General features: G+C 60.4%; 27 protein-coding genes. 8 read left to right on the plus strand and 19 right to left on the minus strand.

The window, feature by feature from the left end; all coding sequences use genetic code 11:
* The first annotated feature begins 186 nt into the window (after nt 1-186).
* The gene (locus tag IB234_RS23105) at nt 187-531 is read left to right on the plus strand and encodes a YggL family protein (RefSeq protein ID WP_192322198.1); all 345 of its coding nucleotides are present in this window, start codon (nt 187-189) and stop codon (nt 529-531) included.
* Between the two features lie 57 nt (nt 532-588).
* Here the strand turns inward: IB234_RS23105 and IB234_RS23110 are convergent, their stop codons facing one another.
* Genes IB234_RS23110 through IB234_RS23120 form a run of 3 tightly spaced genes read right to left on the minus strand, consistent with a single transcriptional unit; the run spans nt 589 to nt 5972 of the window.
* Nucleotides 589-3534, minus strand: a complete 2946-nt coding sequence (locus tag IB234_RS23110) for an HD domain-containing phosphohydrolase (protein ID WP_192322199.1) — start codon at nt 3532-3534, stop codon at nt 589-591.
* Nucleotides 3535-3586: 52 nt separating this feature from the next.
* Complete coding sequence (locus IB234_RS23115; RefSeq protein ID WP_192322200.1) at nt 3587-4636, minus strand: FUSC family protein; 1050 nt, start codon at nt 4634-4636, stop codon at nt 3587-3589.
* Between the two features lie 4 nt (nt 4637-4640).
* Nucleotides 4641-5972, minus strand: a complete 1332-nt coding sequence (locus IB234_RS23120) for a deoxyguanosinetriphosphate triphosphohydrolase (RefSeq protein ID WP_192322201.1) — start codon at nt 5970-5972, stop codon at nt 4641-4643.
* A gap of 206 nt (nt 5973-6178) precedes the next feature.
* Between IB234_RS23120 and IB234_RS24260 the strand changes: the two genes are divergently transcribed.
* Nucleotides 6179-7291 (plus strand): GGDEF domain-containing protein, encoded by a 1113-nt coding sequence (locus tag IB234_RS24260; RefSeq protein ID WP_192322202.1) that lies wholly within the window; start codon nt 6179-6181, stop codon nt 7289-7291.
* A 7-nt stretch (nt 7292-7298) separates the two neighbouring features.
* On the opposite strand, the gene IB234_RS23130 is transcribed toward IB234_RS24260, so the two are convergent.
* The 4 genes from IB234_RS23130 to IB234_RS23145 all read right to left on the minus strand — a co-directional run bounded on the left by IB234_RS23130 (nt 7299) and on the right by IB234_RS23145 (nt 9654).
* The gene (locus tag IB234_RS23130; protein WP_192322203.1) at nt 7299-8462 is read right to left on the minus strand and encodes an EAL domain-containing protein; all 1164 of its coding nucleotides are present in this window, start codon (nt 8460-8462) and stop codon (nt 7299-7301) included.
* Nucleotides 8463-8547: 85 nt separating this feature from the next.
* Nucleotides 8548-8865 carry a hypothetical protein gene (locus IB234_RS23135; RefSeq protein WP_192322204.1) on the minus strand — a complete coding sequence of 106 codons (318 nt, stop codon included), beginning with the start codon at nt 8863-8865 and terminating at the stop codon, nt 8548-8550.
* Nucleotides 8862-9242, minus strand: a complete 381-nt coding sequence (locus tag IB234_RS23140; RefSeq protein ID WP_192322226.1) for a phage holin family protein — start codon at nt 9240-9242, stop codon at nt 8862-8864. Before IB234_RS23140 ends, IB234_RS23135 begins: the two co-directional genes overlap by 4 nt.
* A 22-nt stretch (nt 9243-9264) precedes the next feature.
* Nucleotides 9265-9654, minus strand: coding sequence for a DUF883 family protein (locus IB234_RS23145; RefSeq protein WP_192322205.1), 390 nt, complete (start codon nt 9652-9654; stop codon nt 9265-9267).
* A gap of 348 nt (nt 9655-10002) precedes the next feature.
* Between IB234_RS23145 and IB234_RS23150 the strand changes: the two genes are divergently transcribed.
* Entirely contained in the window at nt 10003-11211 is a 1209-nt protein-coding gene (locus IB234_RS23150; protein WP_192322206.1) for an ammonium transporter, read from the plus strand.
* A 120-nt stretch (nt 11212-11331) separates the two neighbouring features.
* Here the strand turns inward: IB234_RS23150 and IB234_RS23155 are convergent, their stop codons facing one another.
* Both IB234_RS23155 and IB234_RS23160 read right to left on the minus strand, forming a co-directional pair.
* Nucleotides 11332-11676 (minus strand): hypothetical protein, encoded by a 345-nt coding sequence (locus IB234_RS23155; protein WP_192322207.1) that lies wholly within the window; start codon nt 11674-11676, stop codon nt 11332-11334.
* 119 nt (nt 11677-11795) lie between these two features.
* Nucleotides 11796-12743, minus strand: coding sequence for a triacylglycerol lipase (locus tag IB234_RS23160; RefSeq protein ID WP_192322208.1), 948 nt, complete (start codon nt 12741-12743; stop codon nt 11796-11798).
* A gap of 283 nt (nt 12744-13026) precedes the next feature.
* Between IB234_RS23160 and IB234_RS23165 the strand changes: the two genes are divergently transcribed.
* The gene (locus IB234_RS23165) at nt 13027-13464 is read left to right on the plus strand and encodes a YqaA family protein (protein ID WP_192322209.1); all 438 of its coding nucleotides are present in this window, start codon (nt 13027-13029) and stop codon (nt 13462-13464) included.
* Nucleotides 13465-13469: 5 nt separating this feature from the next.
* Here the strand turns inward: IB234_RS23165 and IB234_RS23170 are convergent, their stop codons facing one another.
* Nucleotides 13470-13748 carry a peptidylprolyl isomerase gene (locus IB234_RS23170; RefSeq protein ID WP_192322210.1) on the minus strand — a complete coding sequence of 93 codons (279 nt, stop codon included), beginning with the start codon at nt 13746-13748 and terminating at the stop codon, nt 13470-13472.
* Nucleotides 13749-13883: 135 nt separating this feature from the next.
* On the opposite strand from IB234_RS23170, the gene IB234_RS23175 reads away from it, so the two are divergent.
* Complete coding sequence (locus IB234_RS23175; protein WP_192322211.1) at nt 13884-15086, plus strand: PilT/PilU family type 4a pilus ATPase; 1203 nt, start codon at nt 13884-13886, stop codon at nt 15084-15086.
* A gap of 15 nt (nt 15087-15101) precedes the next feature.
* On the opposite strand, the gene IB234_RS23180 is transcribed toward IB234_RS23175, so the two are convergent.
* The 9 genes from IB234_RS23180 to IB234_RS23220 all read right to left on the minus strand — a co-directional run bounded on the left by IB234_RS23180 (nt 15102) and on the right by IB234_RS23220 (nt 23212).
* The gene (locus IB234_RS23180; protein ID WP_192322212.1) at nt 15102-15545 is read right to left on the minus strand and encodes a hypothetical protein; all 444 of its coding nucleotides are present in this window, start codon (nt 15543-15545) and stop codon (nt 15102-15104) included.
* 122 nt (nt 15546-15667) lie between these two features.
* On the minus strand, nt 15668-16255 hold the full coding sequence (locus IB234_RS23185) for an SMI1/KNR4 family protein (protein WP_225580772.1): 588 nt from the start codon (nt 16253-16255) through the stop codon (nt 15668-15670).
* A 254-nt stretch (nt 16256-16509) separates the two neighbouring features.
* The gene (locus tag IB234_RS23190) at nt 16510-16860 is read right to left on the minus strand and encodes a hypothetical protein (protein WP_192322213.1); all 351 of its coding nucleotides are present in this window, start codon (nt 16858-16860) and stop codon (nt 16510-16512) included.
* Between the two features lie 930 nt (nt 16861-17790).
* Complete coding sequence (locus tag IB234_RS23195) at nt 17791-18267, minus strand: hypothetical protein (protein ID WP_192322214.1); 477 nt, start codon at nt 18265-18267, stop codon at nt 17791-17793.
* A gap of 86 nt (nt 18268-18353) precedes the next feature.
* The gene (locus tag IB234_RS23200) at nt 18354-18965 is read right to left on the minus strand and encodes a tetratricopeptide repeat protein (RefSeq protein WP_192322215.1); all 612 of its coding nucleotides are present in this window, start codon (nt 18963-18965) and stop codon (nt 18354-18356) included.
* Between the two features lie 78 nt (nt 18966-19043).
* Nucleotides 19044-19463 carry a DUF4375 domain-containing protein gene (locus IB234_RS23205; RefSeq protein ID WP_192322216.1) on the minus strand — a complete coding sequence of 140 codons (420 nt, stop codon included), beginning with the start codon at nt 19461-19463 and terminating at the stop codon, nt 19044-19046.
* Between the two features lie 143 nt (nt 19464-19606).
* Nucleotides 19607-19822: a hypothetical protein gene (locus tag IB234_RS23210; RefSeq protein WP_192322217.1), complete on the minus strand. Its 216-nt coding sequence runs from the start codon at nt 19820-19822 to the stop codon at nt 19607-19609.
* A gap of 244 nt (nt 19823-20066) precedes the next feature.
* The gene (locus IB234_RS23215; protein WP_192322218.1) at nt 20067-22022 is read right to left on the minus strand and encodes an acetoacetate--CoA ligase; all 1956 of its coding nucleotides are present in this window, start codon (nt 22020-22022) and stop codon (nt 20067-20069) included.
* Between the two features lie 260 nt (nt 22023-22282).
* Nucleotides 22283-23212, minus strand: a complete 930-nt coding sequence (locus IB234_RS23220) for a LysR family transcriptional regulator (RefSeq protein ID WP_192322219.1) — start codon at nt 23210-23212, stop codon at nt 22283-22285.
* A gap of 131 nt (nt 23213-23343) precedes the next feature.
* Here IB234_RS23220 and IB234_RS23225 point away from each other — a divergent pair, with 131 nt between their 5' ends.
* The 3 genes from IB234_RS23225 to IB234_RS23235 all read left to right on the plus strand — a co-directional run.
* Nucleotides 23344-24573 carry an acyl-CoA dehydrogenase gene (locus IB234_RS23225; RefSeq protein WP_192322220.1) on the plus strand — a complete coding sequence of 410 codons (1230 nt, stop codon included), beginning with the start codon at nt 23344-23346 and terminating at the stop codon, nt 24571-24573.
* Between the two features lie 242 nt (nt 24574-24815).
* The gene (locus IB234_RS23230) at nt 24816-25097 is read left to right on the plus strand and encodes a hypothetical protein (protein ID WP_192322221.1); all 282 of its coding nucleotides are present in this window, start codon (nt 24816-24818) and stop codon (nt 25095-25097) included.
* A partial coding sequence (locus IB234_RS23235; protein ID WP_192322222.1) for a hypothetical protein occupies nt 25090-25393 on the plus strand: 304 nt, incomplete at its 3' end. The genes IB234_RS23230 and IB234_RS23235, both read left to right, overlap by 8 nt.

The raw sequence follows: 25393 nt of genomic DNA on the forward strand, positions 1-25393 counted from the left end.
AGGCAGAAAAAAGGGCAAAAAGAGGGTGCAGCTAGAGTGATTATGTCGCGCATTATGCCCCATGCATCGGTTCCTAGGGGGCTGGGCATGCCGGCTGCGCGGGCTTTTTTCCGAACGGGCGGGCAGCTGGCGCGGCAACCTGCTAGAGTGCCGCCCGTTGCAATCAATGAGTATCTAGGAGTGTTTATGGCCACCAACCGTTCCCGCCGCCTGCGCAAGAAACTGTGCGTCGACGAATTCCAGGAACTGGGCTGCGAGCTGACCCTCGGTTTCCACGAGGGCCTGAGCGAAGAGGGCGCCGACAAGTTCGTCGACGAATTCCTGCGTGACGGCATCGATGCCAATGGCCTGGGCTACGTCGGCGGCGAAGACTACGGTTTCGTCTGCCTGGCCAAGCGTGGCTCGGTCAGCGAAGAGCAGCGCGCCGCGCTGGAATCCTGGCTGAAGGGCCGCAAGGAGCTGAGCGAATTCTCCCTCAGCCCGCTGATGGACGTGTGGTACCCGGAAAACCCGATCGCCCCTAAGGCCTGATCGCTTCCGGTTCAACGAAGAAGCCCGGCATATGCCGGGCTTTTTTGTGCGTGCCTTTCAGGCCAGGCCGGCCTTGGCCAGGATCGTCGCCGTATCCACTGCGTCAATCTGTTCCGGTTGTAGATGGCGCGCCGCGTACTGCTGGGGAATGCCGCTGGCGATGAACAGACCGAACAGCTCGGGATCGATGTGGGAGCCACGACACATACCAGCCATGATGGTGAGCGACTCGGTGAGCGTCTTGCCTCTCTTGTAGGGACGATCTACTGCGGTCAGTGCCTCGAAGATGTCGGCAATGGCCATCATTCGTGCCGGCAGGCTCATTTCCTCGCGTTTCAGGCGCTTCGGGTAGCCAGTGCCATCCATCTTCTCGTGGTGCCCCCCGGCGATCTCCGAGACGGTTGCCAGGTGCCGGGGGAACGGCAGGTGGTCGAGCATGCGGATGGTCTGCACGATATGGTTGTTGATGATGTAGCGCTCCTCGGCGGTGAGGGTGCCACGGGCGATGCCAAGGTTGTACAGCTCGCCGCGGTTATGCTTGTAGTGCGGTACATCGAGCTTGAAGCCCCAGGGGTTGTCGTCCGGGATCAGCTCTCCGTCCGGACGCTCCATGAGGTGCTCGGGCTTGTCGGCCAGTAGGCGTTCCTGAATCGGTAGCGGCGGCGCGGGGGTGCGTGCCTGGCGTTGATTTTCTTCCCAGGACACGCCGAGACGATCGTCCAGCGTGCGCACCCAGGTTCGAGCGCCGATGCTGCGCAGGCGTTCCAGATCGGCGTCGGCCATGGCCTCTCCGCCCAGGTTGCAACGGGCGATGAAGGCGAATTCGTCATCCAGCACGGCCAGCGTTTCGTCGCGCAGGGCTGCCAGTGAGGCCTCGTTGCCGCCAGTAGCCAGGCCTTCCCAATAGGCGATACAGGCGTCGCGCTTGAGCACCTCGAAGCGCATGCGTACCTCGTGGATTCGGTCGTAGATGGTCTCCAGCTTGGTGGCCTTGTCCACCACGTATTCCGGCGTGGTCACCTTGCCGCAGTCGTGCAGCCAGGCGGCGATGTGCAGAGCCTCCCACTCCTCGTCGCTTGGCCGGTAGTGACGGAATGGCTCGACATCGCTGTCGGCGGCCGCACGGGCGAGCATCAGGGTCAGCTCGGGTACCCGCTGGCAGTGACCACCGGTATAAGGGCTCTTGGCATCGATGGCACCCGCGATCAACTGGATGAATGCATCGAGCAGTTGTTTCTGCTGGTCCAGAAGTCGCTGGCTCTCGATGCACAGAGCGGCGACGCCCGAGACCGCCTCCACGTAGGCAATGCGTTGAGGACTTAGCATGGCCGCCTCTTCGCCGGTATCGCGGTGCAACAACACCAGTACGCCGAGGGTTTCACCCTGGCGATTGTGCAGACCGGTGCAGACCAGATGGACGCGCGGGCTATCCAGTGCGTGCAGCAGGCCCTGAAAGCCTTCCGCCTGGTCGAAGCCAATGGAGATGACTCGTGTACTTCCGCCCTCTGCCGGTTGGCGGAGCCACTCCGGCAAGGTTGAGCCATCTTCGTACGTTGGTACTCGGTGCTTGTCCAGATCATGCTGTTCGTCAGTGACGAACAGACCATGCGGTTCCAGCGCCCCGGTACCTGCCTCGCGCAGGTAGAGCAGGCCGGCGCTGGCTTCGCTGAGTCCCACTGTCTCGCGAAGCACCCGGCGAAGCAGGGCATCGAAGCGGTTTTCGGCGGACAGGCTGGCGGTGATCTCGAGGAAGCTGGACAGGGTGTCCTTCATCTTCCCCATCGCCACGGCCAGTTGATCGATCTCCAGCACCGGCGAGCGTCCGCTGGCCGGGTGAGAGAAGTCGAAGCTGCGTATAGCCTCGGCTTCGGCGACCAGTGCTCGCAGCGGCTTGACCAGGATGCGTGACATCAGCCAGCCAAGTGGAATGCACAACAGCAGGATGGTCAGGGTCAGCACCGCGCCTTGCCAGCGGATGCGGTAGGCATCGGCCAGCAGCTCCTCTTCCGGTGCCAGCAATGCCAGGCGCAGGCCATTGGGGCCGCCTTCCTCTAGCTGGCTGTAGGAGACCTGCCACTGCTTGCCGGCCAGCTTCATCGCTCCCTCACGGTCCTTGTTTAGGTCGCGTTGGAACAGTTCTGCCAGGGCCGGGCTGAGCGCTTCGACCTGAATCAGGTGAGTGGTGCCATTGCTGACCACCAGCTTCTGCACGTCTGGATAGGCCACGGCGCCGCCGTCCGGTCGATACAGCACCACTTCGGTGGAGGGGGTGACCTTATGCCTGGCCAGGGTGGCCGAGAGATCGACCAGGGTCAGGTCGGCGCCGAGCACGGTGTTGCCGCTGCTGACCTGGGCCAGGGTGGTGCCGACGTCTTTGGTGGAGAAGAATGCATAGGGGTCCGTGGTGATCAGTGCACCACTCTCGCGAGCGCTCTTGTACCAGGTACGGGTGCGTGGATCGTATTTCTCGCTGAGGTTCTGGCGGCGGGCGATCCAGTTCAGGTCGACATCGAAGTACTGTGATTCGGAGATCGGACGTGCGTCCCCATGCCGGTCGATGCTCCAGACCTGATAGGCGGCGTTGGCCGGTGCATCGAAGACCTGCTTGAGGCGATCGTCGCGCAGTGGTCGCACCATGAAGAAATCACCGTCCTCGTAGCCGATGTACAGCGACGCCAGCTTGGGATTGTCACGCAGGGCCTGGGCGAACATCGGTAGCAGGCTCATGCGCTGGTAACTGTCGTGGGCCAGGTTGCGTTCATTGAGCGCGAGCAGACCGAGCAGGTGGCGAATCGGCTGGTAGGTGTGCTGAAGGTCGGCCTCCACCTCTTCACGCATCTGGCTGAACAGCTGCTTGCTGCTGGAGAGGATGACCTGGGTAGTCTGGTAGTAGTTGAACAGGCCGAGGGCCATGCCGCTGCCAAGCAATAGCAGGGTGAACAGCACGCTGATATGGACGTGGAGTGGGAGGCGTCGTTCTTTGCTGAGAGTCTTGCCCTGCATTGTCTTACTCCTTGACAACATCCCAGGTCAGGCCAGAAGCATAGCCGCTTCGTTACTGCTGCGGCGGCTCCTCGCGGCGATTCAGCCACTGCTGCAAGCCATGCATCAGCAACGCCACCAGCATGGCCAGCACCACGCCGATCAGACTGTTGAACAGGCGCACCTGCGCCAGGTGCCAGTCGTGCGACAGGCTCTCGGCCAGCAGCACGAAGCTGATCGTCACCTGCAGCACGAACAGGCCATAGTGATGAGCCTGAAATGCTCGGCTGAGCATGATCAATGGCAGGATGAACGCGACCATCAACGATGGACTCTGCAAGCTGTGGCCGAAGTAGATGAGCAGGGCAGAGGCGCAGAGGCTGGCCATGCTCAGTTGAAGGGCACGCACCAGGCTGCCGCGAATCTCAAGCTGCAAGGTGGCGATCAGCGCCAACGTCAACCAGTAGCCGCGTTGCAGTCCGGCCAGCTGCACGATCAGACCGGCCGCCGCGCAACCCAGGGTGCAGCCCAGCGCATGCAGGCGCCAGCGCTGCTCTGGGAGGCGCTTGGCATGGCGCTTGAGCACCTTGAGGATGGCCATGAGGCGCGGCATGTACGGCCACATACGCAGGCCGTGCATGCCGCGCAGGGCAAAGGCGAGCAGGGCGACCCAGAGGCCGCCGAGTACGAATAGCGCTGCGACCGCGTCGGCATTCTTCAGGCTCCCCAGCCCGAACTGTCCCTGGCCGAGGCACAGGCACACGGCCAGCCCGATGCCCAGTTTGCCTGCCTCGGTGCCGAAGCGCTGTAGCCACGCCAGGAGGAATCCATAGAGGGCGAACAGGCCGAGGCTGAGTGCCGGGTGGCTGGCCGCCCAGAAGCCGAGCCCTGCACTGCAGGCACCCAGCAGGGTGAGCAGCAGCAGGCGCAGCATGCCGAAACGGTGCAGCGGATTGGCCTGGGCCGCCTGGAAGGCACCTGCCGAGGCCCATAGGAAGCCCGGGTGACCGCTGAACAGCCCGAGCACCAGGGGGAGGGCGCAGCCCAGCCCCGCGACCACGGCGGGCCCCCAGGCCGGAGGCCCCGCATGCCAGCTGATCGCCTGCCTGAACAGCGCCTTCATCGCATCACACCGGGCTGGAGCGGCCGGTCATTTCCCGAGCCATTTCGGTGGCATAGCTGTCGGTCATCCCGGCGATGAAGTCGATCATGCGCAGGAACGACAGATACAGCGGCCAGCCTGGCTCCGGTGCGTAATGCGCCAGCAGGTCGAGGATGCGCCGGTTCTTGAACGACAGGCCGTTGCCGGCATGCTGCTCCAGTGCCGCGCCGCAGAAGGCGTTGAGCAGGATTTCCAGGGTGGTGTAGGCGCCGATCTCGTGCAGTGTCTTGCGCTTGTCCTGGAAGATCCGCTCGCGGGCCACGGCCTTGGCGCGCAACACGCAGCGCTTTGCAGGGCCGTGCATGTGCTCCACCAGATCACCTTCAAGGGTGCCGCGCAACAGGTCTGGCTGCTGCTCGACGAAGGCACGGGCGGCGGCGTTGGTCAGGTGTTCGATGGCCTTGCCGCGCAGAATCGCCAGCTTGCGCCGACGCGAGTCACCGGGCCCGAGCTGGCGATAGGTTTCTGGCAGGTCATCACCGACCAGATCGAAGAGCAGGGCCTCGACTTCGGCGTAGTCGAGCAGCTCCATCTCCACGCCGTCCTCCAGGTCGATCAGCGCGTAGCAGATGTCATCCGCGGCCTCCATCAGGTACACCAATGGATGGCGTGCCCAGCGCTGCTTGTCGAGCTGTGGCAGGCCGAGCTTGGTGGCGATCTGCTCCAGACGCGGCAGTTCATTCTGGTAGCAGCCGAACTTGTGCTTCTTGTAGCCGAGCGCCTCGGCATGATGGGCGGTCCAGGGGTACTTCAGGTAAGTACCGAGGGTTGCGTAGGTCAGGCGCATGCCGCCATCGAACTGGTGGTATTCCAGCTGTGTCAGTACACGGAAGCCCTGGGCGTTGCCCTCGAAGCTGAGGAAGTCGCCTCGCTCGGCGTCGCTCATGTCGTCCAGCCAGCCCCGACCTGCAGCCTGCTGGAACCAGTGGCGTATGGCGTCCTCACCCGAGTGGCCAAAGGGCGGGTTGCCGATGTCGTGGGCCAGGCAGGCGGACTGCACGATCACGCCGAGGTCGCTCGGTGCGCACCAGGCCGGCAGTTCCTCGCGCAGCATCTCGCCGACGCGCATACCTAGCGAGCGGCCGACGCAACCGACTTCCAAGGAGTGGGTCAGGCGGGTGTGGATGTGATCGTTGCTGGAAACCGGATGGACCTGGGTCTTGCGTCCCAGGCGGCGGAAGGCGCCGGAGAAGATGATGCGGTCATGATCCTTGTGGAACGGGCTGCGTCCCAGCTCGTCCGAGCTATAGACCGCTTTGCCGAGACGCTCGCGGGTGAGCAGGGTTTGCCAATCCAAGCGTTGTCCTCGTCGATGGGTGATCTGGCGCTCCGCCAGGCCGGAGGCCCTAGCTTCGGTGTTCGTGACGAAGCCCGCAAGTCCCGTGTTTCCCCCACTGGGCGGGCGACGGGCGGCAGGGGGCGGCGGGGATTTTTTGTGATCACGATGATATCGTCGTGCCATCGCGTACCGCCTGATAGCCATAACAAGAAGAGCATTCGCACGTGATTTCAGAAGCTGCCTTACCCAAGGACTCGCAGCAGCAGTTGCGCATCCGTCGCTTCATGATGAGTGTGGCGATGTACGTCCTGGCCTGTGTGCCGCAGGGTGTGTCCCTCTACAACGGTATTTCCCCGGCCTGGGTGATGCAGGTTTGGGTGGTGATCGCCATCGCCACCAATCTGGCTTTCTACCTGTTGTTCCATTTCGGCATCAACCTGCGCTTCCGTGATCCAAGCATGACCATGCCGCAGATGCTGGCGGCAATCGCGATGGTGCTGTTCACCCAGCTTTACGCCGGGGAGGCGCGTGGAGCCTATCTCGTGGTGCTGTTGATCATCATGGTGTTCGGTTGCTTCAAACTGCACACGCGTGATCTGCTGGTGCTGAGTCTGCTGACCATCGTCGCCTACGCCCTGACCCTGCCGCTGATCGAACGCATCGACGGAGAACACTTCAATCTGGCGGTCGAGATGGTGCTGTGGTGCAGCTTCTCGGCCTTCCTGCCGTTCATCTCGGTACTCGGCGGCAGCATCAGTGAGCTACGCAAGAAACTCATGGCCAGCAATGCCCAGCTGCAGGAGGTACTGCAGCAGGTCACCGAGCTTGCCACCCATGACGAGCTGACCGGGGTGTACAACCGGCGCTACTTGTTGGAGATGCTGCACCACGAGAAGAACCGCACCGATCGCGGTGGCGCGGGATTCTGCGTGTGCATGCTCGATCTCGACCACTTCAAGCGGATCAACGATACCTACGGCCACCCGGTCGGGGACGAAGTGCTAAAGACCTTCGCCGATACCGTGCAGCCGTTGCTGCGGAGCACCGATTTCTTCGCTCGTTATGGCGGCGAGGAGTTCATCCTGTTTCTTCCGCAGACCTCGCTGGAGATGGCTCAGCACTGCATCAAGCGTATCCAGGAGTCGCTGGCCGAGGCGACGTTCGCAGGACTGCCGAGCGGTGCCTGCGTAACCGCATCGATCGGCGTGGCCCAGTATTACCTGCAGGAAACCGTGCCAGCACTTATCGAGCGTGCCGACAAGGCGCTGTACCGGGCCAAGCAGAACGGCCGCAACCGCATGGAACTGGCGCCGTTCCACCGGCCGATCCTGATCTGATGTGGCGCTAGAAGCCCTTTGCGTCGATATCTATCAATAGCAGGCGACCTCCGCCGTCGATGAACTGGCCCGCCGTCAGGCAGTACTGGTTGCTGGTGGCATCGCGGTAGGTGTTCGACAGGGTCAGCCGGCGCTCTTCCCAGCCTTCTGCCAACAGCTGATAGAAATAAGGTCGCCAGGACCAGTTGTGACCGACGTAGCGGGCGTCTTCGTGCCAGCGAAGCCCGTCCCACTGCAGGTTGGGACTGACTTGGGTGCCGTGGCGGTCGCATTGGTAGATGCGCAGTAGCCAGGGGTAGTCGGTTGGCTTCAGCAGCGAGTCCAGCCTGCCGCCGCGCTCGGCCCAGCGACGCACAAGCCCCATCAGCTCCGTCAGCTGCTGGCGCAGGTTCATCAGGCGGGCTCGCTCGGCCAACTTGTGTTGCACATACTGCTCGCGCAACTGGGCGAAGCGCTCGACGAAAGCATCGGCGGCGAAGAACGCCTCTTCGGGCTTGGCGAACAGATAGCCCTGCACGTAGCGCGCTCCACATTCGAGCGCGAAGTTCAGTTCGGCCTCGGTCTCCACACCTTCGGCGATGATCCAGCAACCGGTCTTCTCAGCCATCTGCGCGAGGGCCTTGACCACCTCGCCGCTGGGGCCGCCTCGCGCTGCGGCCTGGAACAGACGCATGTCCAGTTTGAGGATATCTGGCTGCAGGGCCAGCACGCGATCCAGTTGCGAGTAGCCGGCGCCGAAGTCATCGATGGCGATGCGTGCCCCGGCCTCGCGATAGCGGGCGACCACATCGGCCAGTTTCTGGCTGTCTCCACTCAGCTCGGTGATCTCGAAGACCACCTGGCGCGGTTCTACGGCGTGGAGCTGCAGCTGCTTGAGGCTATGCAGGGCCTGGTTGGGGCGTAGCTGGGTGATCCAGCGTGGCGAGATGTTCAGGCTGAGGAACCAGTCTGCCGGCGCGAGTCGCATGCGGGCGAGGGCGTCGTCGCGAATCTGTCTGTCCAGGCGGCGCAGGTGAGCGGGTGAAACTCGTGGGTCGGTGAAAAGTGGCCCCACGGAGCGCAAGCTGCCGTCCTCCTGGCGCAGCCGCCCGAGGGCTTCGATGCCGGCAATGCGCCCGGTGGCGGTGTCGATGAATGGCTGGAAGACTGCTACGGGTTGCCCGTCGATCACGGACCATTTCCTTGCTCAGATGAAAAAACCTGACCGGCTGGACCGATCGTGTCCCATCGCTTTTGCAAGAATGCGGCCAAATGTTTCAGCGGTGCACTTCGACGATAGTCTTCTTCTGAGGCTGCAGGCCTCGTATCACCGGGTACAGCACCAATGCACTGCGGGCCAGTTTGCCAAATGTACCCAACCGGCTGCCGAACAAGGTGAGCATCACGCCGGCGGCGACCATCAGCGGAGTTTTCACATTGGCTGGCTCCCCCCGCCGCAGCTGCCTCAGCTGCTGCAGAGGATTGGTCAGTGGCTGGGCATGGTAATGCAATTGCTGGCGGTGCATCTCCATGCGCAGGCGGACCAGTTCCTTGCGCATGTCGCGGCGTGCCGCGCTGGAAAGCGATTGGCTCATGGCAATAAGCGCTCCTTGTTGCGTGCCAGTTCGGCCAGGGTGGCGCGGAAGGGCGATTCGCCGTCGCGTGCGAGGCGCATGGCCTTGAGCACGCAGGCTGCCAGCCCGACTGCATATACCAGGCACAAGCCGATGGCGGCGGGTACTCGGTATGTATCCCAGCAGAGGATCAGCACCAGGGCGGAAACACAGAGCAGAACCAGCAGACCGAAGATCAGGCTCAGGCCGGAGAAGACGAACAGACGGAACGAACGCGACTTCTCCTCCTGAAACTCGATACCGAGCAGCTCCAGATGGCCCTGCACCAGGCCGACCATGGCACCGCCCAGCTTCTTCAGAGAAGGCTTGGACGGCTCGGCGGCCGACTGCGGCTGCATGTCATCCATGGCGTGCCCAGCCTCAGCGACGGCCGGCCAGCAGGCCGAGCAGGAAGCCGACACCTGCTGCTACGCCGAGAGTCTGCCACGGATGCTGTTGCACGTACTCCTCGGTCTTGGCGACTGCCAGGCGGCCTTGCACCTCAAGAGTCTGCTCGGTGTCCTTGAGTACGACCTTAGCGCGGTCGATGTTGTTGCTAATGCGGGCGCGAAGCTCCTGTACCTGGACGCCCGCCACTTCCGAGGTCTGTTTCAGCAGGTTCTCGGTGTCGCTGACCAGGGCCTGGAACTCGGCAGACAGGGCATTCTGCGCGTTGCGCAGATTGCGTCGATGGGTTTCCTTGTCGATGTCCGGCGTAGTGCTGGCGGTGCTCTCGAAGCCGGAAAGATCGGTTTTTGCTGTGGTAGGCATGGCGCTCTCCTGGGGTCATGGTTGCGGACTCTTCAGGTTCGAGCGGGGGCAAGGCCGTCAGGTTCAGGCTTTTTCACATCTTCCTCTGGCATAGCTTTTGCCACGCGATGGTGCGTCGCGTTTTTCTCGCGCCCTGAGGTGGGGCGGGTGAATCGCGGTGGATCTACCGTGTCTCCCTGTATATCACTGAAAACAAAGGTTAAAAATCACGAGAGTGATTTTGGGGTTAGGCCTCTGCTCCTGATCGGGGCGCAGTGATTGGTCAACGTAGCGAACAATTGCCCGTGTTTGGTGCGTTAGGCTGGGGGAGGGATCGTTTTTGGTGCTTTTCTGCCGGGAAATCAGTCGATGGAAAATCTCAATAGTGCTGTGGAAACGCTGATCCACGGCTCCAACACCTTGTTCATCCTGCTGGGCGCGATCATGGTGCTGGCCATGCATGCGGGCTTCGCCTTTCTCGAGGTAGGCACGGTACGGCACAAGAATCAGGTCAATGCGCTGTCGAAGATCCTCTCCGACTTCGCCATTTCGGCCCTGGCATACTTCTTTGTCGGCTACTGGGTGGCTTACGGCGTGAACTTCTTCGCGCCAGCGGCGCAGCTCACCGAAGGCAACGGCTATGCCCTGGTGAAGTTCTTCTTCCTGCTGACCTTCGCCGCTGCCATCCCTGCGATCATCTCCGGTGGCATTGCCGAGCGGGCTCGCTTCGGTCCACAGCTGTGTGCGACGTTGCTGATCGTCGCCTTTGTCTATCCGTTCTTCGAAGGTCTGATCTGGAACGGCAACTTCGGCCTGCAGGCGTGGTTGACCGAGCGTTTCGGCGCCGCCTTCCACGATTTCGCCGGTTCAGTGGTGGTACATGCGGTGGGCGGTTGGCTGGCCTTCGGCGCGGTCACTCTGTTGGGGCGCCGTGATGGGCGTTACCGTGACGGCCGTCTGGTGGCCTTCGCTCCATCGAATATCCCGTTCCTGGCGCTGGGCTCGTGGATTCTGATCATCGGCTGGTTCGGCTTCAACGTGATGAGTGCGCAGACGCTCGGCAGCATCAGCGGCCTGGTGGCGGTCAACTCGCTGATGGCCATGGTCGGCGGCACCGTCGCCGCGCTGCTGGTCGGGCGCAATGACCCAGGCTTTCTACACAACGGCCCGCTGGCCGGTCTGGTAGCGATCTGCGCTGGCTCCGATCTGATGCACCCGGTTGGCGCACTAGCCACCGGTGCCATCGCCGGTGTGCTGTTCGTCTGGGCATTCACGGCGACCCAGGTGAAGTGGAGGATCGACGATGTGTTAGGCGTGTGGCCTCTGCACGGTCTGTGTGGTGTATGGGGCGGTATCGCCTGCGGTATCTTCGGCCAGAGCTATCTGGGTGGTCTCGGGGGTGTCAGTCTGGCCAGCCAGCTGATCGGTACCGCGCTGGGCGTGCTGGTGGCATTGGTCGGCGGTTTCATGGTCTACGGTCTGCTCAAAACCCTGACCGGCATTCGCCTGAGCCAGGAGCAGGAGTACTACGGCGCTGACCTGTCGATCCACAAGATCGGTGCCAACAGCCAGGACTGATCGCCCAGCGCGTCGCAGCGAGACTCGTTGTCAGTTCCGGCGCGCCGGTTGAAAAATACCCTGAGCGGCGGGGCCACTCAGGGTATTTCCGGGTGTTGGGGGAGTTTTGTCTACCGACGATCAGTCGGTGGCTGCTTGGCAACCAAGCAGGTCATCCTCGGTAACGACCCACTGTTCGGATTCGGTGATGTGGACATCTTCCAGGGTGCATTCATCGCCATCCTCGTCCACCAGGCGAATATCCCAGCGACCGGATTCCACACCCGTCAGCGTCAGCGAGTCACCCTGTTCGAGCACTTGATCTCCGAGATGATCGTCGCCCCAGTTTTCCTGGCTGGTCGGCGAGAAATAGATTTCATGCAACTCCCATCCAGACTGATTGACGATCTGGATCGTGGAGTCGGCCATCGCCGCGGCGCTGGTCAGGGCGGCAAACAGGAGAGCTAGGGTAAGCGGGCGCTTCATTGGAGACTCCATTCTTCTCAGGGGAAGCCGATGGTCGTTGCAGTCCAATTCAGCCGTCAATATCAATCTGATATCACTCAGGAGTTCGACCGGGGCCGTGCTAGCCCCGGTCGATGGGTTTACAGCCCGGCCAGCTTCAGGCGGTTGGCCTGCTGGCGGTACACGGTCGTCGGGCTGGTCTCGAACAGGCTGCCCAGGCCGAGGAACTGATTGACCTCATCAAGGTGATTCATCTTGTAGTTATCGCGAATCACCATGCCCAGGTGCGAGCTGCAGCGCTCGACGAAGCCATCGTTGGCCACCCCCTTGGGGAAGGCCAGTGAGGCGGCGGTGGTGATCAGGTCCATCGGGTCCAGAACGTTGGTGACCGGAGAGGTCCCGCTCCAGGAGTAATAGCTGATGCCATTGACCTTGTAGGCGCCTTCACCGCAAGCACTGGTGGGTATGCCTTGGGGAAACCTCGCGTTGAAATCGGCGGCACCTTCGCTGTTCAGGGATACCAGGGCTGCCAGCGAGTCCTGGGGCGTCTGGCTGGTGCTGCCTGAGAGGAAGTGGATGACACTGCCGATGGCGTTCACCAGGCCGGCGAGGATGGCTTCGCCGTTCGAGCCTTCGGGAATCTTGCGGATCAGGTCGGCTACCGCCGAGCCTTTGTGCGGCGCGCCCACGCTGGTGACTGATGCCACCAGGTCCGGCCTCACGGCGGCGACATAGCGGACGGTCGGGCCGCCGTGACTGTGGCCGACCAGGTTCACCTTCGGCTTGCCGGAGATTGCGACTATCTCTTCCACTTCCTTGATCAGATCCTCGCCGCGAGCCTCCGACGATCCCATCTGCACGACTTCGGTGGTGTAGACACTGGCTCCGTCCTGGCTCAGGGCCGAGGGGATTCCATACCAGTAGTCGATGCCAAGCATCGTGTCCCAGCCCAGCATGCCGTGGGCGAGCACGATCGGGTATTGGGTCTTGGTGTAACCGGTCGAGCCAAACAGCGCGGCTTGTGCCGTGCCGCTGGCTAGCAGGGAGCCGCCGATGCAGAGGGCGAGCAGGGTCTTCTTGTTATTCATGGATTGCTCTCGGTAAATGGGAGTGATGGTTCCTTTATCGCTACCCAGGCACCCGTGCGCTGGTACTTCAGCGCACGGGTGTTCGCAGAAAGCATGCCAAAGATGAGCAATGTTCAACTAAAGGCTCTAAACGGACGTTTGTACCAAAAAGCCCAATCAAGAACATTTTGCATCTGCGTTACGAGAGGAAACGTCTCGTTACGCCGGGCAGGAACGAACGTCTGTGCGTAACGCCGTCCGCACGCTATAACGCTTGCCCGTCTAGCCAGGATCAGTCGCCACCTTGTCCGACGCATCCGTCTACATCGCGCTGTTTCTCTCCGCATTCGGAGCTGCCAGTCTGCTGCCCCTTCAATCTGAAGCGGTACTGGTTGGCTTTCTGCTTGGTGGCGATCAGCCGGCAGCCATCCTGCTGGCGGTAGCCAGTGTCGGCAACATTCTGGGCTCGGTGCTGAACGCGGCGTTGGGGCGGGGGATCGAGCGCTTCCATGAACGGTCGTGGTTCCCGGTCGGTGCGCAGCGTCTGGAACAGGCCAGGGCTACCTACAGACGCTATGGTCGCTGGTCGCTGCTGCTGAGTTGGGTCCCTGTCATCGGCGATCCGCTGACGCTGGTGGCCGGAGTGATGCGCGAACCCTGGTGGAGCTTCCTGTTGCTGGTGAGCGTGGCCAAAGTAGGTCGTTATCTGGTGCTGGCGGCGATCACCCTCGGCTGGGCCTGAGCCGGTCATTCTCGATAGAACACCTGAATCAGGTGATAGCCGAACTGGGTCTTCACGGGGCCGTGGACCTCACGTAGTGGCTTCTTGAAGATCACCTGGTCAACCGCGCGGACCATCTGCCCTGGACGTACCTCGCCCAGATCGCCACCTTTCTTTCCGGAGGGGCAGGTGGAGTGCTTCCTGGCCAGCATATCGAACGCCTCTCCGGCGGCGAGGCGCTTCTTCAGGGCGGCCGCTTCGGCCTCTGTCTTCACCAGGATGTGGCGGGCCATCGCCTTGGGCATGATCGGTTCCTCATTTTGCGAAGGCGCTATTGTGCCAGCAATCGCTGCGCCATCAGAATGACGCCATTTTTCAGGCTGATGAGCCTGCAAAGCTTGACCTACCTTGTTAATTCCACCCGTATGGAAGCGCGCCCGATGGACCTCACCCAGATGCTGAAAATCCTGTCCAGCCAGGACGGATCCGACCTCTACCTGTCCACCGGAGCGCCGCCCTGCGCCAAGTTTAATGGCGTGCTCAAGCCGCTCAGCCAGGAACCGCTCAAGCCAGGTGACGTGGCGGCCATCGCTGCAGGGGTAATGGATGCCGAGCAGCGGGCCGACTTCGAGAAGGAGCTGGAGATGAACCTGGCCATCTCGGTGCCGAATGTCGGCCGGTTCCGCATCAATATCTTCAAGCAGCGCAATGAAGTCTCCATCGTCGCGCGAAATATCAAGATGGAGATTCCCAAGTTCGAAGACCTCAAACTACCCGAGGTACTGCTCAAGACGGTGATGGAGAAGCGTGGCCTGGTGCTGTTCGTCGGTGGTACGGGGTCGGGCAAGTCGACTTCCCTGGCCGCCCTTATCGACTACCGCAATCGCAACAGTGGCGGTCACATCATCACCATTGAGGACCCGGTGGAGTATGTACACCGGCACAAGAAGTCGATCATCAACCAGCGTGAAGTCGGCGTGGACACCCGCAGTTTCCATGCGGCACTGAAGAACACACTGCGCCAGGCGCCGGACGTGATCCTGATCGGTGAGATTCGTGATCGCGAAACCATGGAGCACGCCCTGGCGTTCGCCGATACCGGACATCTGGCTATATCGACCCTGCATGCCAACAACGCCAACCAGGCGCTGGATCGCATCATCAACTTCTTCCCCGAGGAGCGGCGCCCGCAGCTGCTCAATGATCTGGGCAACAACCTGCGGGCGTTCGTTTCTCAACGCCTGGTCAAGACGGTTGACGGCAAGCGCCGTGCCGCCGTCGAGGTGATGCTCGGCACCCCGACCGTGCGTGATCTGATCAAGCGCAACGAGTTCTCCGAACTCAAGGAGATCATGGAGAAGTCGAAGAACCTCGGCATGCAGACGTTCGATCAGGCTCTGATCGATCTCGTACACGAGGGCAGCATCGACGAGGATGAGGCGGTGAAGAATGCCGACTCCGCCAACAACGTACGCCTCAAGCTGAAGCTCTACCGGGATAGTCCGGCCACCACCGTAGTGAGCGCTACGCCCGCACCAACACCTGCGCCGGTCGCAGATGTTGCGAACTGGGGCATGGAGTTGAAGCTGGAAGACATCGAGGAGGAGAGCTCGCCAGAGGACCCGGGGCGTCCGGGTATCTGATGTCGGACGCGGCGCTCAGGAACTCTTGTCCTCACCACTCGCGGGCCTGATCCCCTGATTCTTCGGCTCCTCGAACTGCTCGTAGCCACGACCCACGACAGGAGCCTTGCGGACCAGTTTGATGGTCTGGATGTCCTCGATGCGGAAGATCATGTCGCCATTGTTCTGCTGGTCGCGGTAGCTGTAGATCAGGTCATCGTTGCCCCAGTAATGCATGTTCTGCACATGCACGAAGCCACTCTCCAGGCTGTTGGTGCTGATCAACTGGTAGATGCTCTTGGGGATCTGCCCGAAGTAGTAGTAGGACTCCATTCCCTCGTCCTCCTCCGGCACATTGAAGTGAATGAAGGTCCAGACCTGCTCCTTGGAGACGTTGGCCTGCAATGCCTTGGCTTCTTCTTCGGCGCGGCAGCCGGCCAGGGTGAGCGTGGCGAGCAATAGTACGAGTGGAATCTTCATTGCAGTTCCCTTGAATGGAGGTGGTTTCTGTAAAGCCCGAAATGCCTTCAGTGCGCACGGAGGTTACTCAACGGTTGGGCGCGGAATGTCGCATCTCCGCCGCTCTCGTACGAGCAGTGCTGTCACTGGTAGGTCTGCTGAATCCTGCTGGCGAAGTCGGGGAACTCTGCCTGGGCTCTGGTCACGACTTCCCATGGAGTGCTTCTTTTGGTGCGGGAGTGTTGTTCGGCAAAGGTTGTGAACTGCGCATCGGTCGGCCTCTCCAGGCCGGGATAGGCAATCGCTTCGTACGGACCTATACCCCCAGCCAGCAACCATAAGTAGTCACTGAAATTCGATGCCACCATGCCCTGTTCGCCTTCGGAGCCGAAGAACACGATCGGCTGTTCCAGAATGGGCGCGCCGGGTCGTACCAGCCAGAACGCGGCGTAACCACCTGTGCCGTCCTGCCCGAAGATGCGCAGCGCATCGCCATTGAGGGACTGGTTGCCTGTCCAGGCATGAATCCAATCCGTCGTGTCCTCTGCCGAGAGAAACTCCGAGTACGGCTCGAAGTCCATGCCTTCGCCATCGGCGTAGTCAATCTCCAGCGTGTGAAGCTCCGCAAGCTGCCTCGGAAAGACCCGGTCATCACCAGTCGACTCTCCAGCCAGAGCCGTGAAAGCAAGTAGAAGCAGTGCCAAGGTGGAGAGCATGCGGTGAATCGTCATGGAATAACCTGCGAGCTGAGGGTCTAGAATGGCTGCCCACTAGGGCGGGCATAGGTGTGTTGCACTGTCTGAACAGGAGAGGCAGCGATAGGTGTATAGAATTCCACGCCGCGAAGAACTGCCTAAGAGCTTCCATCTGCAGGTGACGGAAATCGAACTTGGTGTACTGGCGGTTCTCGATACATCCCAGCATTGTGGAATGCCTATCTGTAATGGATCGCAAGTTCTCATGGCATTTCACGGCTGCCAGGAATTCATATACCAAGAGCGTAACCCACTAATGCTGCGGTTATCGCTAAGAACGAAAGTGCCATCATGGGTTTTGAGGTGATCAGACGTAGGAAAGTTTTGTTATTTTGATAGCGTATCTCTCTTATCGTCGCAAACGCTTCTGGATGAATATCGCCGATAAAGTGCTGGCAGCTATAAATCAGGTGCCTGGCAGTTTTAAGTTCGCTGGCATTGAAACAGGAAATTGAAAATACCTGAGCGCCTTGTGGGCTGATCCCAGTCTTCAGCACAAAGGAGTCCAGACCGTGTCGGCGCAATACCGAGTTCAGATACTCGGCCTGGTTTTCATCGTAGAGATCAATCAGCGCGTACATGATACTTGTTCAAGGTAGGCAGGAAGGGCGGCATGTCGACCAGCGCCGGGAGGGAGGACCTATCACTTCTGCTCATCCTGTCGTATTGCATACTTCCCAAGATCGGCTGGCTGGAGCTCAAAGCGAGAAGGCTCGTTGCTATAGCTGTGCTGGACGGGAAAAAGGAAGGAGCAGTCCTGAGTGTTCACCGACGGTGCTCCTGCCGACCAGAAACCTGAGCTCAGCTCCACGATGCGTTCGGACATAAGAAGCTTTGGGCCGTCCTGATTCCACTCCAGCCATTGGAGATAGACTACCGAGGACAGGTGCTCGAAGCCTTGAGTGAACACAATGGCTCGGTAATGAACCGAAGCATCGGGGAGGGAACATGACGCGACATGGGATATGTTGGGTGCCAGTTTAGCCGCACCGTTCCCAAAGAAATCCTCTGCTGCCATGGAGGCGGAAGAGAGTGATAGTCCGATTATTGCTAGAGCGAGGGGGGAGGTCGGGGTTTTCACTGTGGCTGCCATTATTTGCACTTGCAGCTCGGCGAGAGGTCTGAGCTGCGTGAGTGAGGTCTCTGGGTATTAGATGCTGAATACCAAGGGCGCTATAGAAGTGAGTACCGAAAGGTCCTTGAAGCGCCAGATGCTAACGCAGTCCTTGTCGCTCCAGAATATCTATCTATTGGAGTTTTGACCTGCTCCCGATTTCAGCACCGCGCTGAGCTTAGTAGGGACCTGGTTCATGCTCTGGCCACTGGGTTTCGGTGGTACCGCTGGTTTGCTCCAAACTGACTTTGTACGCCATTGCTGCCATCGAGTGGTGATATTGACCCTGACGCATGGGCTCAGCTCTGGCTGGAATGGTGGTTGGCTGTGGCTTTCTGCAAGTCTTTGTAGTTCATGGGCCGGCTGATGTTCTGGTGAGCATGGGAAGGTATTCGTGCTAGGCAAGACCTCGCTTTCTTAAGTCGGAGAGGCACATTTCAGAAAACTCCCGGCACTCCGCGCTGGCGGAAGAGTTGCTAATTATCTCTACAAGGCAGGAAGCGAAATCCCCGGCAGAAACTGGGTTGGTGCCAGAGCCATTTTGAAAATCCTCGTCCATGATCGATCGATCAAGCCAGCCAACGACTTGAGTGCTGGGCTTGCGCCGCAAGGATGCCAGTAGTGCAGGTGTGTAACATGAAAAGGGTTGTTCCTCGATAAATGTTCCAAATGGTCCTGGGCCGCCGTAGTCAAGACTTGGATAGTCTTCTATTGTCGACAGAATTCTCTCGAGAATCTCTTGGAAGCCGAAGGCTGAAAAATCTTCGAGGTATTCATATATCTTATCTATGACGATATATTTGTCGTCGCTCTCTAGTGCGTGTTTTGCGCTGGAGCGTATATCGTCAAAAATAGTATCTAAATAGTTATTCATGTGGTCTTCCAGTTGGCCCGATTGAATGGGTGGCAGCGATATTGTTGCAATTTGCAGCTGATCTGAGGGCTGAATTAAAGCCTGATTTATTCGATGCCTCTTGATTGAAGCTCCAGCTTGGCCTCATCAAGATCTTGCGCTGCTGCAAGGCGAAACCATTTTATCGCTTGTGGCTCGTCTTTTCTGTCAGTGCAAATCAGCCCCATTTCATATTGGGCCAGTGAATAATTTGCTTTGGCAGCGATCAAGAACCATCGGATGGATTCCTCTTCACTTTCGGCTACACCAAGACCATCACGATACATGGTGCCGAGGTTATGTGTGCCTATGGGGTCGCCTTGATCGGCGGCCTTTCTAAACCAGGAAATTGCCTTGTCATGATTTTCTTCAACGCCTTCGCCAGCAAGGTATAGATTGCCCAGCTCCACCTGGGCTGGTGAGTATCCTTGTTTGGCCGATTTTTCTAGATGTTTAGCAGCAAGGGAAGAGTTCTGGCTTGTTCCGCATCCATCTATATAGAGAAGTGCAAGATTGAACTGCGCCTCCGCGTTGCCTTTTTCTGCCAATTTGATCCATATTTCCAATGCGTCGGAATAATGACCGCTGGCTTCCATGTCATAGGCTATCGCAATGGTTGTCTCTTCAAATGACTGTTTGCCGGTGATGGCTTTGAAAAAGTAGCCTTCTTGTTCTGACATGGGTGATGTTCTCCTGGGTATTCATATCGGCCATTTGAGGTGGGCTGTATCTCAGGTGGTATGGAGTTGATAAATCGGTTAGTTGCGTGTGTAGAGCTTCTCCAGTCTGGAAACAGCTGACTGCACGAAATCCTCTGGCAGATCCTGAATTATTCTTGATGCAGGCGTGAATACATCTTCCCCGTGTGCCGATTCGATTTCCTCTAGGCAAGCCATGCGCTGCTCATGATCGACGGGGTACGATGTTCCAAAATAATCCAGCGCTGACTGGAATGCTTTCAATGTGATTGGCGCATTCAGATCCCTAAGGCCAGACAGGGCGATCAAGGCAAGGTCCCCGGAGCTATTCCAGAAGAATTGATTCAAGGTTCCATTCATGGTTTCTGCTTCCAGCCACCACAATGCGAGAGCCTCTTGCTCTTCTTTTATCAGCGAGTCAAATCCGTTTTCCCAATTTTTCTCGAGTTGCTTCCATGTTGGATTTTTGGTGATGGACATAGATATACCAAGCGTTAAGTGGGTGAATCGGGTAAGTGGCAAGATGCCGCCACGTTGTTTGCTATGGCTTGAACGGTGCTTTTGAAAACAATGACCGCCGCAAACTACAGAATGGTCATGACGTCATGCATACAAGGCCGGGTCTACGCAGGCAGCCGCACCGACGGTACTAGCAGATCAAGGGCTTTGCCCGCTACCTGGCCCACTTCCCCAAAGGCGATCAGCCAGACAAGGCTGTCCCAGCTCCACTTGCCGCCTAGCGTTTTGACCAGACGTTGCAGATATCTTTTGTGACGATGAGTGCGCAGGGCAACGGTTGTAGGAGTGGTTTTTTGAGTGTTGGGCAGGCTTTCGATCAAGGCACCCCTCTGCTCGATCACCAGTTCGGCCGTTGTGTAGTGCGTGGGGCTTGCGAACGATGCAGTAGCGAACGGCTACGAGCTGCTCGCCGTAGCGTTCGACCAAGTGTTTGGTGCCAAGGGCAGCCAAGATTGAGGGGTTTGACAATGTCCATATTGTCACCGAACGGTCGGTTGCTTGAGGCGGCAGTCTGACCGAGCGATGGTCTTTTGCTCAAGCCTGGTGCCGCCGGCTCCTCAGCTTTTAGCTTTGCAATTCAGGCAGGTCGCGATATAGCTCCAGCGCCTGCGGGTTGGCCAAGGCGTCGGTGTTCTTCACCGGTTTGCCGTGCACCACGTTGCGTACCGCCAGTTCGACGATCTTGCCGCTGATGGTGCGCGGGATGTCGGCCACGGCGATGACCTTGGCCGGTACGTGGCGCGGAGTGGTGTTGGCGCGGATCACCTGGCAGATGCGCTGCTTGAGTTCGTCACTCAGCACCACGCCATCTCGCAGGCGCACGAACAGCACCACGCGCACGTCGCTGCTCCAATCCTGGCCGATGGCGATGGACTCCAGCACTTCCTCGACCTTTTCCACCTGGCGGTAGATTTCGGCGGTACCGATGCGTACGCCACCGGGGTTGAGTACGGCATCCGAGCGGCCGTGGATCACCAGACCGCCGTGCTCGGTCTCTTCGGCATAGTCGCCGTGGGCCCAGACGCCGGAAAAGGTGTCGAAGTAGGCGCTGCGGAATTTCTCGCCATCGGCATCGTTCCAGAAGCCCACCGGCATGGAGGTGAAGTGCTTGGCGCAGACCAGCTCGCCTTTCTCGCCGATCACCGCTTTGCCGGCGTCGTTCCATACCTGCACGTCCATGCCCAGGCCCTTGCACTGCAACTCGCCGCGCCACACCGGCAGTACCGGGTTGCCGAGGGCGAAGCAGGAGACGATGTCGGTGCCGCCGGAGATGGAGGACAGGCAGACGTCGCGCTTGATGTCGCGGTAGACGTACTCGAAGCTCTCGTGGGCCAGCGGCGAGCCAGTCGAGAGGATGGCCTTCAGGTGGTTCAGCTTGTGCGTCTCTCGCGGCTTGGCGCCGGCTTTTTCCAGGGCGGCGATGAACTTGGCGCTGGTGCCGAAGATGCTGATGTTCTCGGCATCGATCAGGTCGATCAGACGTTCGGCACCGGGGTGGAACGGCGAGCCGTCGAACAGCACCAGGGTGGCGCCCAGGGCCAGGCCGGAGACCAGCCAGTTCCACATCATCCAGCCGCAGGTGGTGTAGTAGAACAGCGTGTCGTCGGCGTGCAGGTCGGCGTGCAGGCCGAGCTCCTTGACGTGCTGCAGCAGGGTGCCGCCGACTCCGTGGACGATGCACTTGGGCACGCCGGTGGTACCGCTGGAGTAGAGGATGTAAAGCGGCTGCTCGAAAGGCACTGGGGTGAACTGCGGCTCGCCGCCGGCCTGGTAGAAGCCGTCCCACAGCGCCACAGGCGCGACCGTCTTGAAGTCGCTCGGCTGGGTGCCGGAGTTGGAGTAGGGCACCACCACCAGTTGCTGCAGTGTGGGCAGGCGATCAAGGATCTCGTTGAGCTTGGTGGTCAGGTCGAGGTTCTTGCCGGCATAGCGGTAGCCGGCGGCAGCGATCAGCACCTTGGGCTCGATCTGGCCGAAGCGGTCGATCACGCCCTGGGTGCCGAAGTCCGGCGAGCAGCTCGACCAGGTGGCACCGAGGCTGGCGGTGGCGAGCATGCCGACCAGGGTCTGCCAGGTGTTGGGCATGAAAGCGGCAACGCGATCGCCAACTCCAACGCCGGCGGTCTCCAGGCTGCGTTGCAGGCCGGCGACATGGGCGGCCAGTTCGGCGTAGCTGAGTTGCTCGCGCGAGCCGTCCTCACCGATGGCGACCAGCGCCGGATGGTTGTCGCGACGACGCAGCAGGTGCTCGGCGAAGTTCAGGGTGGCGCCGGGGAACCAGTGGGCGCTGGGCATGGCCGCGCCTTCACGCAATACGGCCGCGGGTTGGGCGGAGAAGCGCACCTCGAAGAAATCGACGATGGCCTGCCAGAAGGCTTCGCGCTTATCCACGCTCCAGGCATGCAGCGCCGGATAGTCGGCCAGTTGCAGAGCGTGGCGCTGATTCACAAGGAGGCGGAAGGCGTCGAGGCGCGTGGCGGTGATGCGTTCGGCTGTCGGGGTCCAGAGTGGTTGCTGCATTGCGCATCCTCGATTGTTCTTGTCATGGCTGTCGGCTGGCCCTTGGTGCGCTGGGCAAGCGCTAAGGCGCTGGCGAATCCTTCTCGGCTCGAGCGATGGGGCGGCACACGTGCAGACGACCTTTACGTTAACGTAAAGTTGAGGATGCTGGCTGTCAATGCGTGACTGTTCCTCGCGGCGTCACGCAGGAGCAAGGCAATGGTGTTGTTGCATTGATCGGCCTATCCACTGGCCAATGGCGAGAGGTGTCCGCTGTCGAATCAGGCCGGCTCGGCGACCTTCTTCTCTTGCGCGCAGATCTGCTGGGCCAGCTCGATCAGTTGCTCGCGCATCCAGCGGTTGGCCGGGTCCTGGTCGGTGCTCTCGTGCCAGTACAGATGGGTTTCGAGGGCTGGTACATCACTCACCGGCAGATCCACGAAATGAAGGTTGTGGCGGCGGGCGAAGCGCTCCGGCACTGTCATCGCCATATCGGTGTTGTGCAACACCGTGGAGGCCATCAGGTAGTGTTGCGAACGCAGAGAAACCTTGCGCTGCAATCCCATCTTGCCCAGTGACAGGTCGATGTAGCCGAGACCGCTGCGGCGGCTGGAAATCTGGATGTGAGCCAGCGACAGATACTCGTCGAGGGTCAGCTTGTCCTTGGCCAATGGATGGCCAGGGCGCAGCGCGCAGACGTAGCGGTCCTCCATCAGCTTGACATGGCGCACCTGCGGGTCGGTGTTCAGCGGGGCGTCCACGGCGAAGTCCAGGCGGCCGGCGGCCAGTTCCTTGGTGGTTTCGCGGCGCTTGGCCTGGAAGCTCTCGATCTGTACTGCCGGAGCCAGCCGGCGCAGACGCTGGAACAGCGACGGCAGCAGAATCTGCTCGGACAGGTCTGTCATGCTGATGCGGTACGTCTTGTTCGCCTGCAGGGCGTTGAAGGTGCGGCTCTCCTGCACCGATACGCGCAGCAGCTGCAGGGCGTTGCGCACCGGACCGATGATGTTCTGCGCCATCGGTGTCGGCACCATGCCCTGGGCGGTACGCACGAACAGAGGGTCGTTGAAGGTCTCGCGCAGGCGAGCCAGGGCATTGGACACGGCCGGCTGGGTGATACCGACAATCTGTCCGGCACGGGTCAGATTGGCCTCGGTATAGATGGCGTCGAAGACGATGAAGAGGTTGAGATCGACCTTGTTCAAATTCATGTCCCGCTCCGTGCATCAAGCCTTATCGCATATTGCTTATGAATGTTGATAAGGCAGGAAAATAGCTTAGATAAATCGAGGATGCTGTTCTAGCATCATTCCACATCGAAGCCAACCACCAAGGTATGCCCATGGATTTCGCCTACTCCCCCAAGGTCCAGGAACTGCGTGAACGCGTCACCGCCTTCATGGAAGCTCACGTCTACCCGAACGAAGCGGTGTTCGAGCAGCAGGTCAACGAAGGTGACCGCTGGCAGCCGACCGCGATCATGGAAGAGCTCAAGGCCCGCGCGAAAGCCGAGGGGTTGTGGAACCTGTTCCTGCCGGAATCCGAGTACGGCGCTGGTCTGACCAACATGGAATACGCGCCGCTGGCCGAGATCATGGGCCGCTCGCTGATGGGCTCCGAGCCGTTCAACTGCTCCGCGCCGGACACCGGCAACATGGAAACCCTGGTGCGCTATGCCAGCGAAGCGCAGAAGAAGCAGTGGCTGGAGCCGCTGCTGTCCGGCGAGATCCGCTCCGCCTTCGCCATGACCGAGCCGGGCGTGGCTTCCTCGGACGCCACCAACATGCAGGCCAACGCCGTGCGTGACGGCGACGAGTGGGTGATCAATGGCCGCAAGTGGTGGACCTCCGGCGCTTGCGACCCGCGTTGCAAGGTCATGATCTTCATGGGCCTGACCAACCCTGATGCGCCGCGCCACCAGCAGCACTCGATGATCCTGGTGCCGAGCGACGCTCCCGGCGTGACCATCCTTCGCCCGCTGCCGGTATTCGGTTACGACGATGCCCCGCACGGCCACGCCGAAGTGCTGTTTGAGAACGTGCGGGTACCTTACGACAGCGTGCTGCTCGGTGAGGGCCGTGGCTTCGAGATCGCCCAGGGTCGCCTCGGCCCAGGCCGGATCCACCACTGCATGCGCTCCATCGGTATGGCCGAACGTGCGCTGGAACTGATGTGCAAGCGTTCTGTCAGCCGTACCGCCTTTGGCAAGCCGCTGGCTCGCCTGGGCGGCAACATCGATCACATTGCCAACTCGCGCATCGAGATCAACCAGGCTCGCTTGCTGACCCTGAACGCCGCCTACATGATGGATACCGTGGGCAACAAGGTGGCTCAGAGCGAGATTGCCCAGATCAAGGTCGTGGCGCCCAACGTCGCGCTTAATGTGATCGACCGTGCCATTCAGATCCACGGCGGTGCAGGCGTCTCCAACGACACGCCGCTGGCCTACTTCTACGCGATGCAGCGCACCCTGCGCCTGGCCGACGGTCCGGACGAAGTGCACCGTGCCGCCATCGGCAAGTTCGAGGTGGGCAAGTACGTGCCGCGTGAGGCGATGAAAGCCAGTCGTTGAGCCCAGCTAGGGTGCGCCATGCGCACCTGCGTTCTGGACAGAGGCCCGCTTATGCGGGCCTCTGTCGTTTCTGACCATCGGGTTTGGAGGTGGGTGAGGTCCCGAAGTAGGTGCCAAGATGGGACGTGATCGTCGTTTATGACAGTCTTGAATTGTTGCTGGGGGTTGGTTCGGGTGGAATTCTCCAACTGATTGTCGCAGGAGCGCGGCGTTCTGCTTAAGGCTTGCATGGAGGCGAGCTGATGAACCGACTACCCAACGTCACCATGGGATTTGGTGGCGCTGCGCTGTGTTTTTCTTTCATCCACGACCAGCATCTATTGCGCGAAGCCGCGCAGAAATATCTGCTCGTTAGTGACCTGCACGACTGGAACGCCGCAACGGCAGGCCAGCGCCCGGCTGCTTATCTCAAGGCGGGTGGCAGTATTCGCATCGCCACCGTGGCCCAGGCTGCGGGGATAAAACGCATCAATCTCTACTGTGCTTCCACGGCTCTTGCTGGCACGGAGGCGTGCCGTGGGTGATCCGATCAAGGCCGAGCGCACCGCCAAGCACTTCGCCGCCGTCGTTTCTCCCGCACTGGCCGCGACGCCTTTCGGCAGCCGTATGGTGCCGAGCGTGCCCGCGGTCAGCTTCGCCATCGCCGAGCTGGTCGCCGAGCGCACCTACGGCAACAGCGCTAACTTGTTTCTGGAACGCTCGGTTGCCATCGACAACGGCAAGTTCTTCAAGCCGGTCGAATTCCTGCCCGACAACGCGGTGGAGGGTGGTTTCTCCACCAGCCATGGGCACATGGGCGTGATCAGCGGTCCCGCCATCA

Source organism: Pseudomonas sp. PDM16 (genome assembly GCF_014851865.1).
GTDB lineage: Bacteria > Pseudomonadota > Gammaproteobacteria > Pseudomonadales > Pseudomonadaceae > Aquipseudomonas.

Excerpts from the sequence above, each read along its gene's own strand:
- IB234_RS23110 (WP_192322199.1), bottom strand. The coding sequence starts at position 3,534 with ATGCAGGGCAAGACTCTCAGCAAAGAACGACGCCTCCCACTCCACGTC.
- IB234_RS23230 (WP_192322221.1), top strand. The coding sequence starts at position 24,816 with ATGAACCGACTACCCAACGTCACCATGGGATTTGGTGGCGCTGCGCTG.
- IB234_RS23155 (WP_192322207.1), bottom strand. The coding sequence starts at position 11,676 with ATGAAGCGCCCGCTTACCCTAGCTCTCCTGTTTGCCGCCCTGACCAGC.
- IB234_RS23145 (WP_192322205.1), bottom strand. The coding sequence starts at position 9,654 with ATGCCTACCACAGCAAAAACCGATCTTTCCGGCTTCGAGAGCACCGCC.
- IB234_RS23140 (WP_192322226.1), bottom strand. The coding sequence starts at position 9,242 with ATGCAGCCGCAGTCGGCCGCCGAGCCGTCCAAGCCTTCTCTGAAGAAG.
- IB234_RS23225 (WP_192322220.1), top strand. The coding sequence starts at position 23,344 with ATGGATTTCGCCTACTCCCCCAAGGTCCAGGAACTGCGTGAACGCGTC.
- IB234_RS23160 (WP_192322208.1), bottom strand. The coding sequence starts at position 12,743 with ATGAATAACAAGAAGACCCTGCTCGCCCTCTGCATCGGCGGCTCCCTG.
- IB234_RS23200 (WP_192322215.1), bottom strand. The coding sequence starts at position 18,965 with ATGTCAGAACAAGAAGGCTACTTTTTCAAAGCCATCACCGGCAAACAG.
- IB234_RS23135 (WP_192322204.1), bottom strand. The coding sequence starts at position 8,865 with ATGAGCCAATCGCTTTCCAGCGCGGCACGCCGCGACATGCGCAAGGAA.
- IB234_RS23150 (WP_192322206.1), top strand. The coding sequence starts at position 10,003 with ATGGAAAATCTCAATAGTGCTGTGGAAACGCTGATCCACGGCTCCAAC.
- IB234_RS23215 (WP_192322218.1), bottom strand. The coding sequence starts at position 22,022 with ATGCAGCAACCACTCTGGACCCCGACAGCCGAACGCATCACCGCCACG.
- IB234_RS23185 (WP_225580772.1), bottom strand. The coding sequence starts at position 16,255 with ATGACGATTCACCGCATGCTCTCCACCTTGGCACTGCTTCTACTTGCT.
- IB234_RS23170 (WP_192322210.1), bottom strand. The coding sequence starts at position 13,748 with ATGCCCAAGGCGATGGCCCGCCACATCCTGGTGAAGACAGAGGCCGAA.
- IB234_RS23195 (WP_192322214.1), bottom strand. The coding sequence starts at position 18,267 with ATGAATAACTATTTAGATACTATTTTTGACGATATACGCTCCAGCGCA.
- IB234_RS23220 (WP_192322219.1), bottom strand. The coding sequence starts at position 23,212 with ATGAATTTGAACAAGGTCGATCTCAACCTCTTCATCGTCTTCGACGCC.
- IB234_RS23180 (WP_192322212.1), bottom strand. The coding sequence starts at position 15,545 with ATGAAGATTCCACTCGTACTATTGCTCGCCACGCTCACCCTGGCCGGC.
- IB234_RS23115 (WP_192322200.1), bottom strand. The coding sequence starts at position 4,636 with ATGAAGGCGCTGTTCAGGCAGGCGATCAGCTGGCATGCGGGGCCTCCG.
- IB234_RS23190 (WP_192322213.1), bottom strand. The coding sequence starts at position 16,860 with ATGTACGCGCTGATTGATCTCTACGATGAAAACCAGGCCGAGTATCTG.
- IB234_RS23105 (WP_192322198.1), top strand. The coding sequence starts at position 187 with ATGGCCACCAACCGTTCCCGCCGCCTGCGCAAGAAACTGTGCGTCGAC.
- IB234_RS23175 (WP_192322211.1), top strand. The coding sequence starts at position 13,884 with ATGGACCTCACCCAGATGCTGAAAATCCTGTCCAGCCAGGACGGATCC.
- IB234_RS23205 (WP_192322216.1), bottom strand. The coding sequence starts at position 19,463 with ATGTCCATCACCAAAAATCCAACATGGAAGCAACTCGAGAAAAATTGG.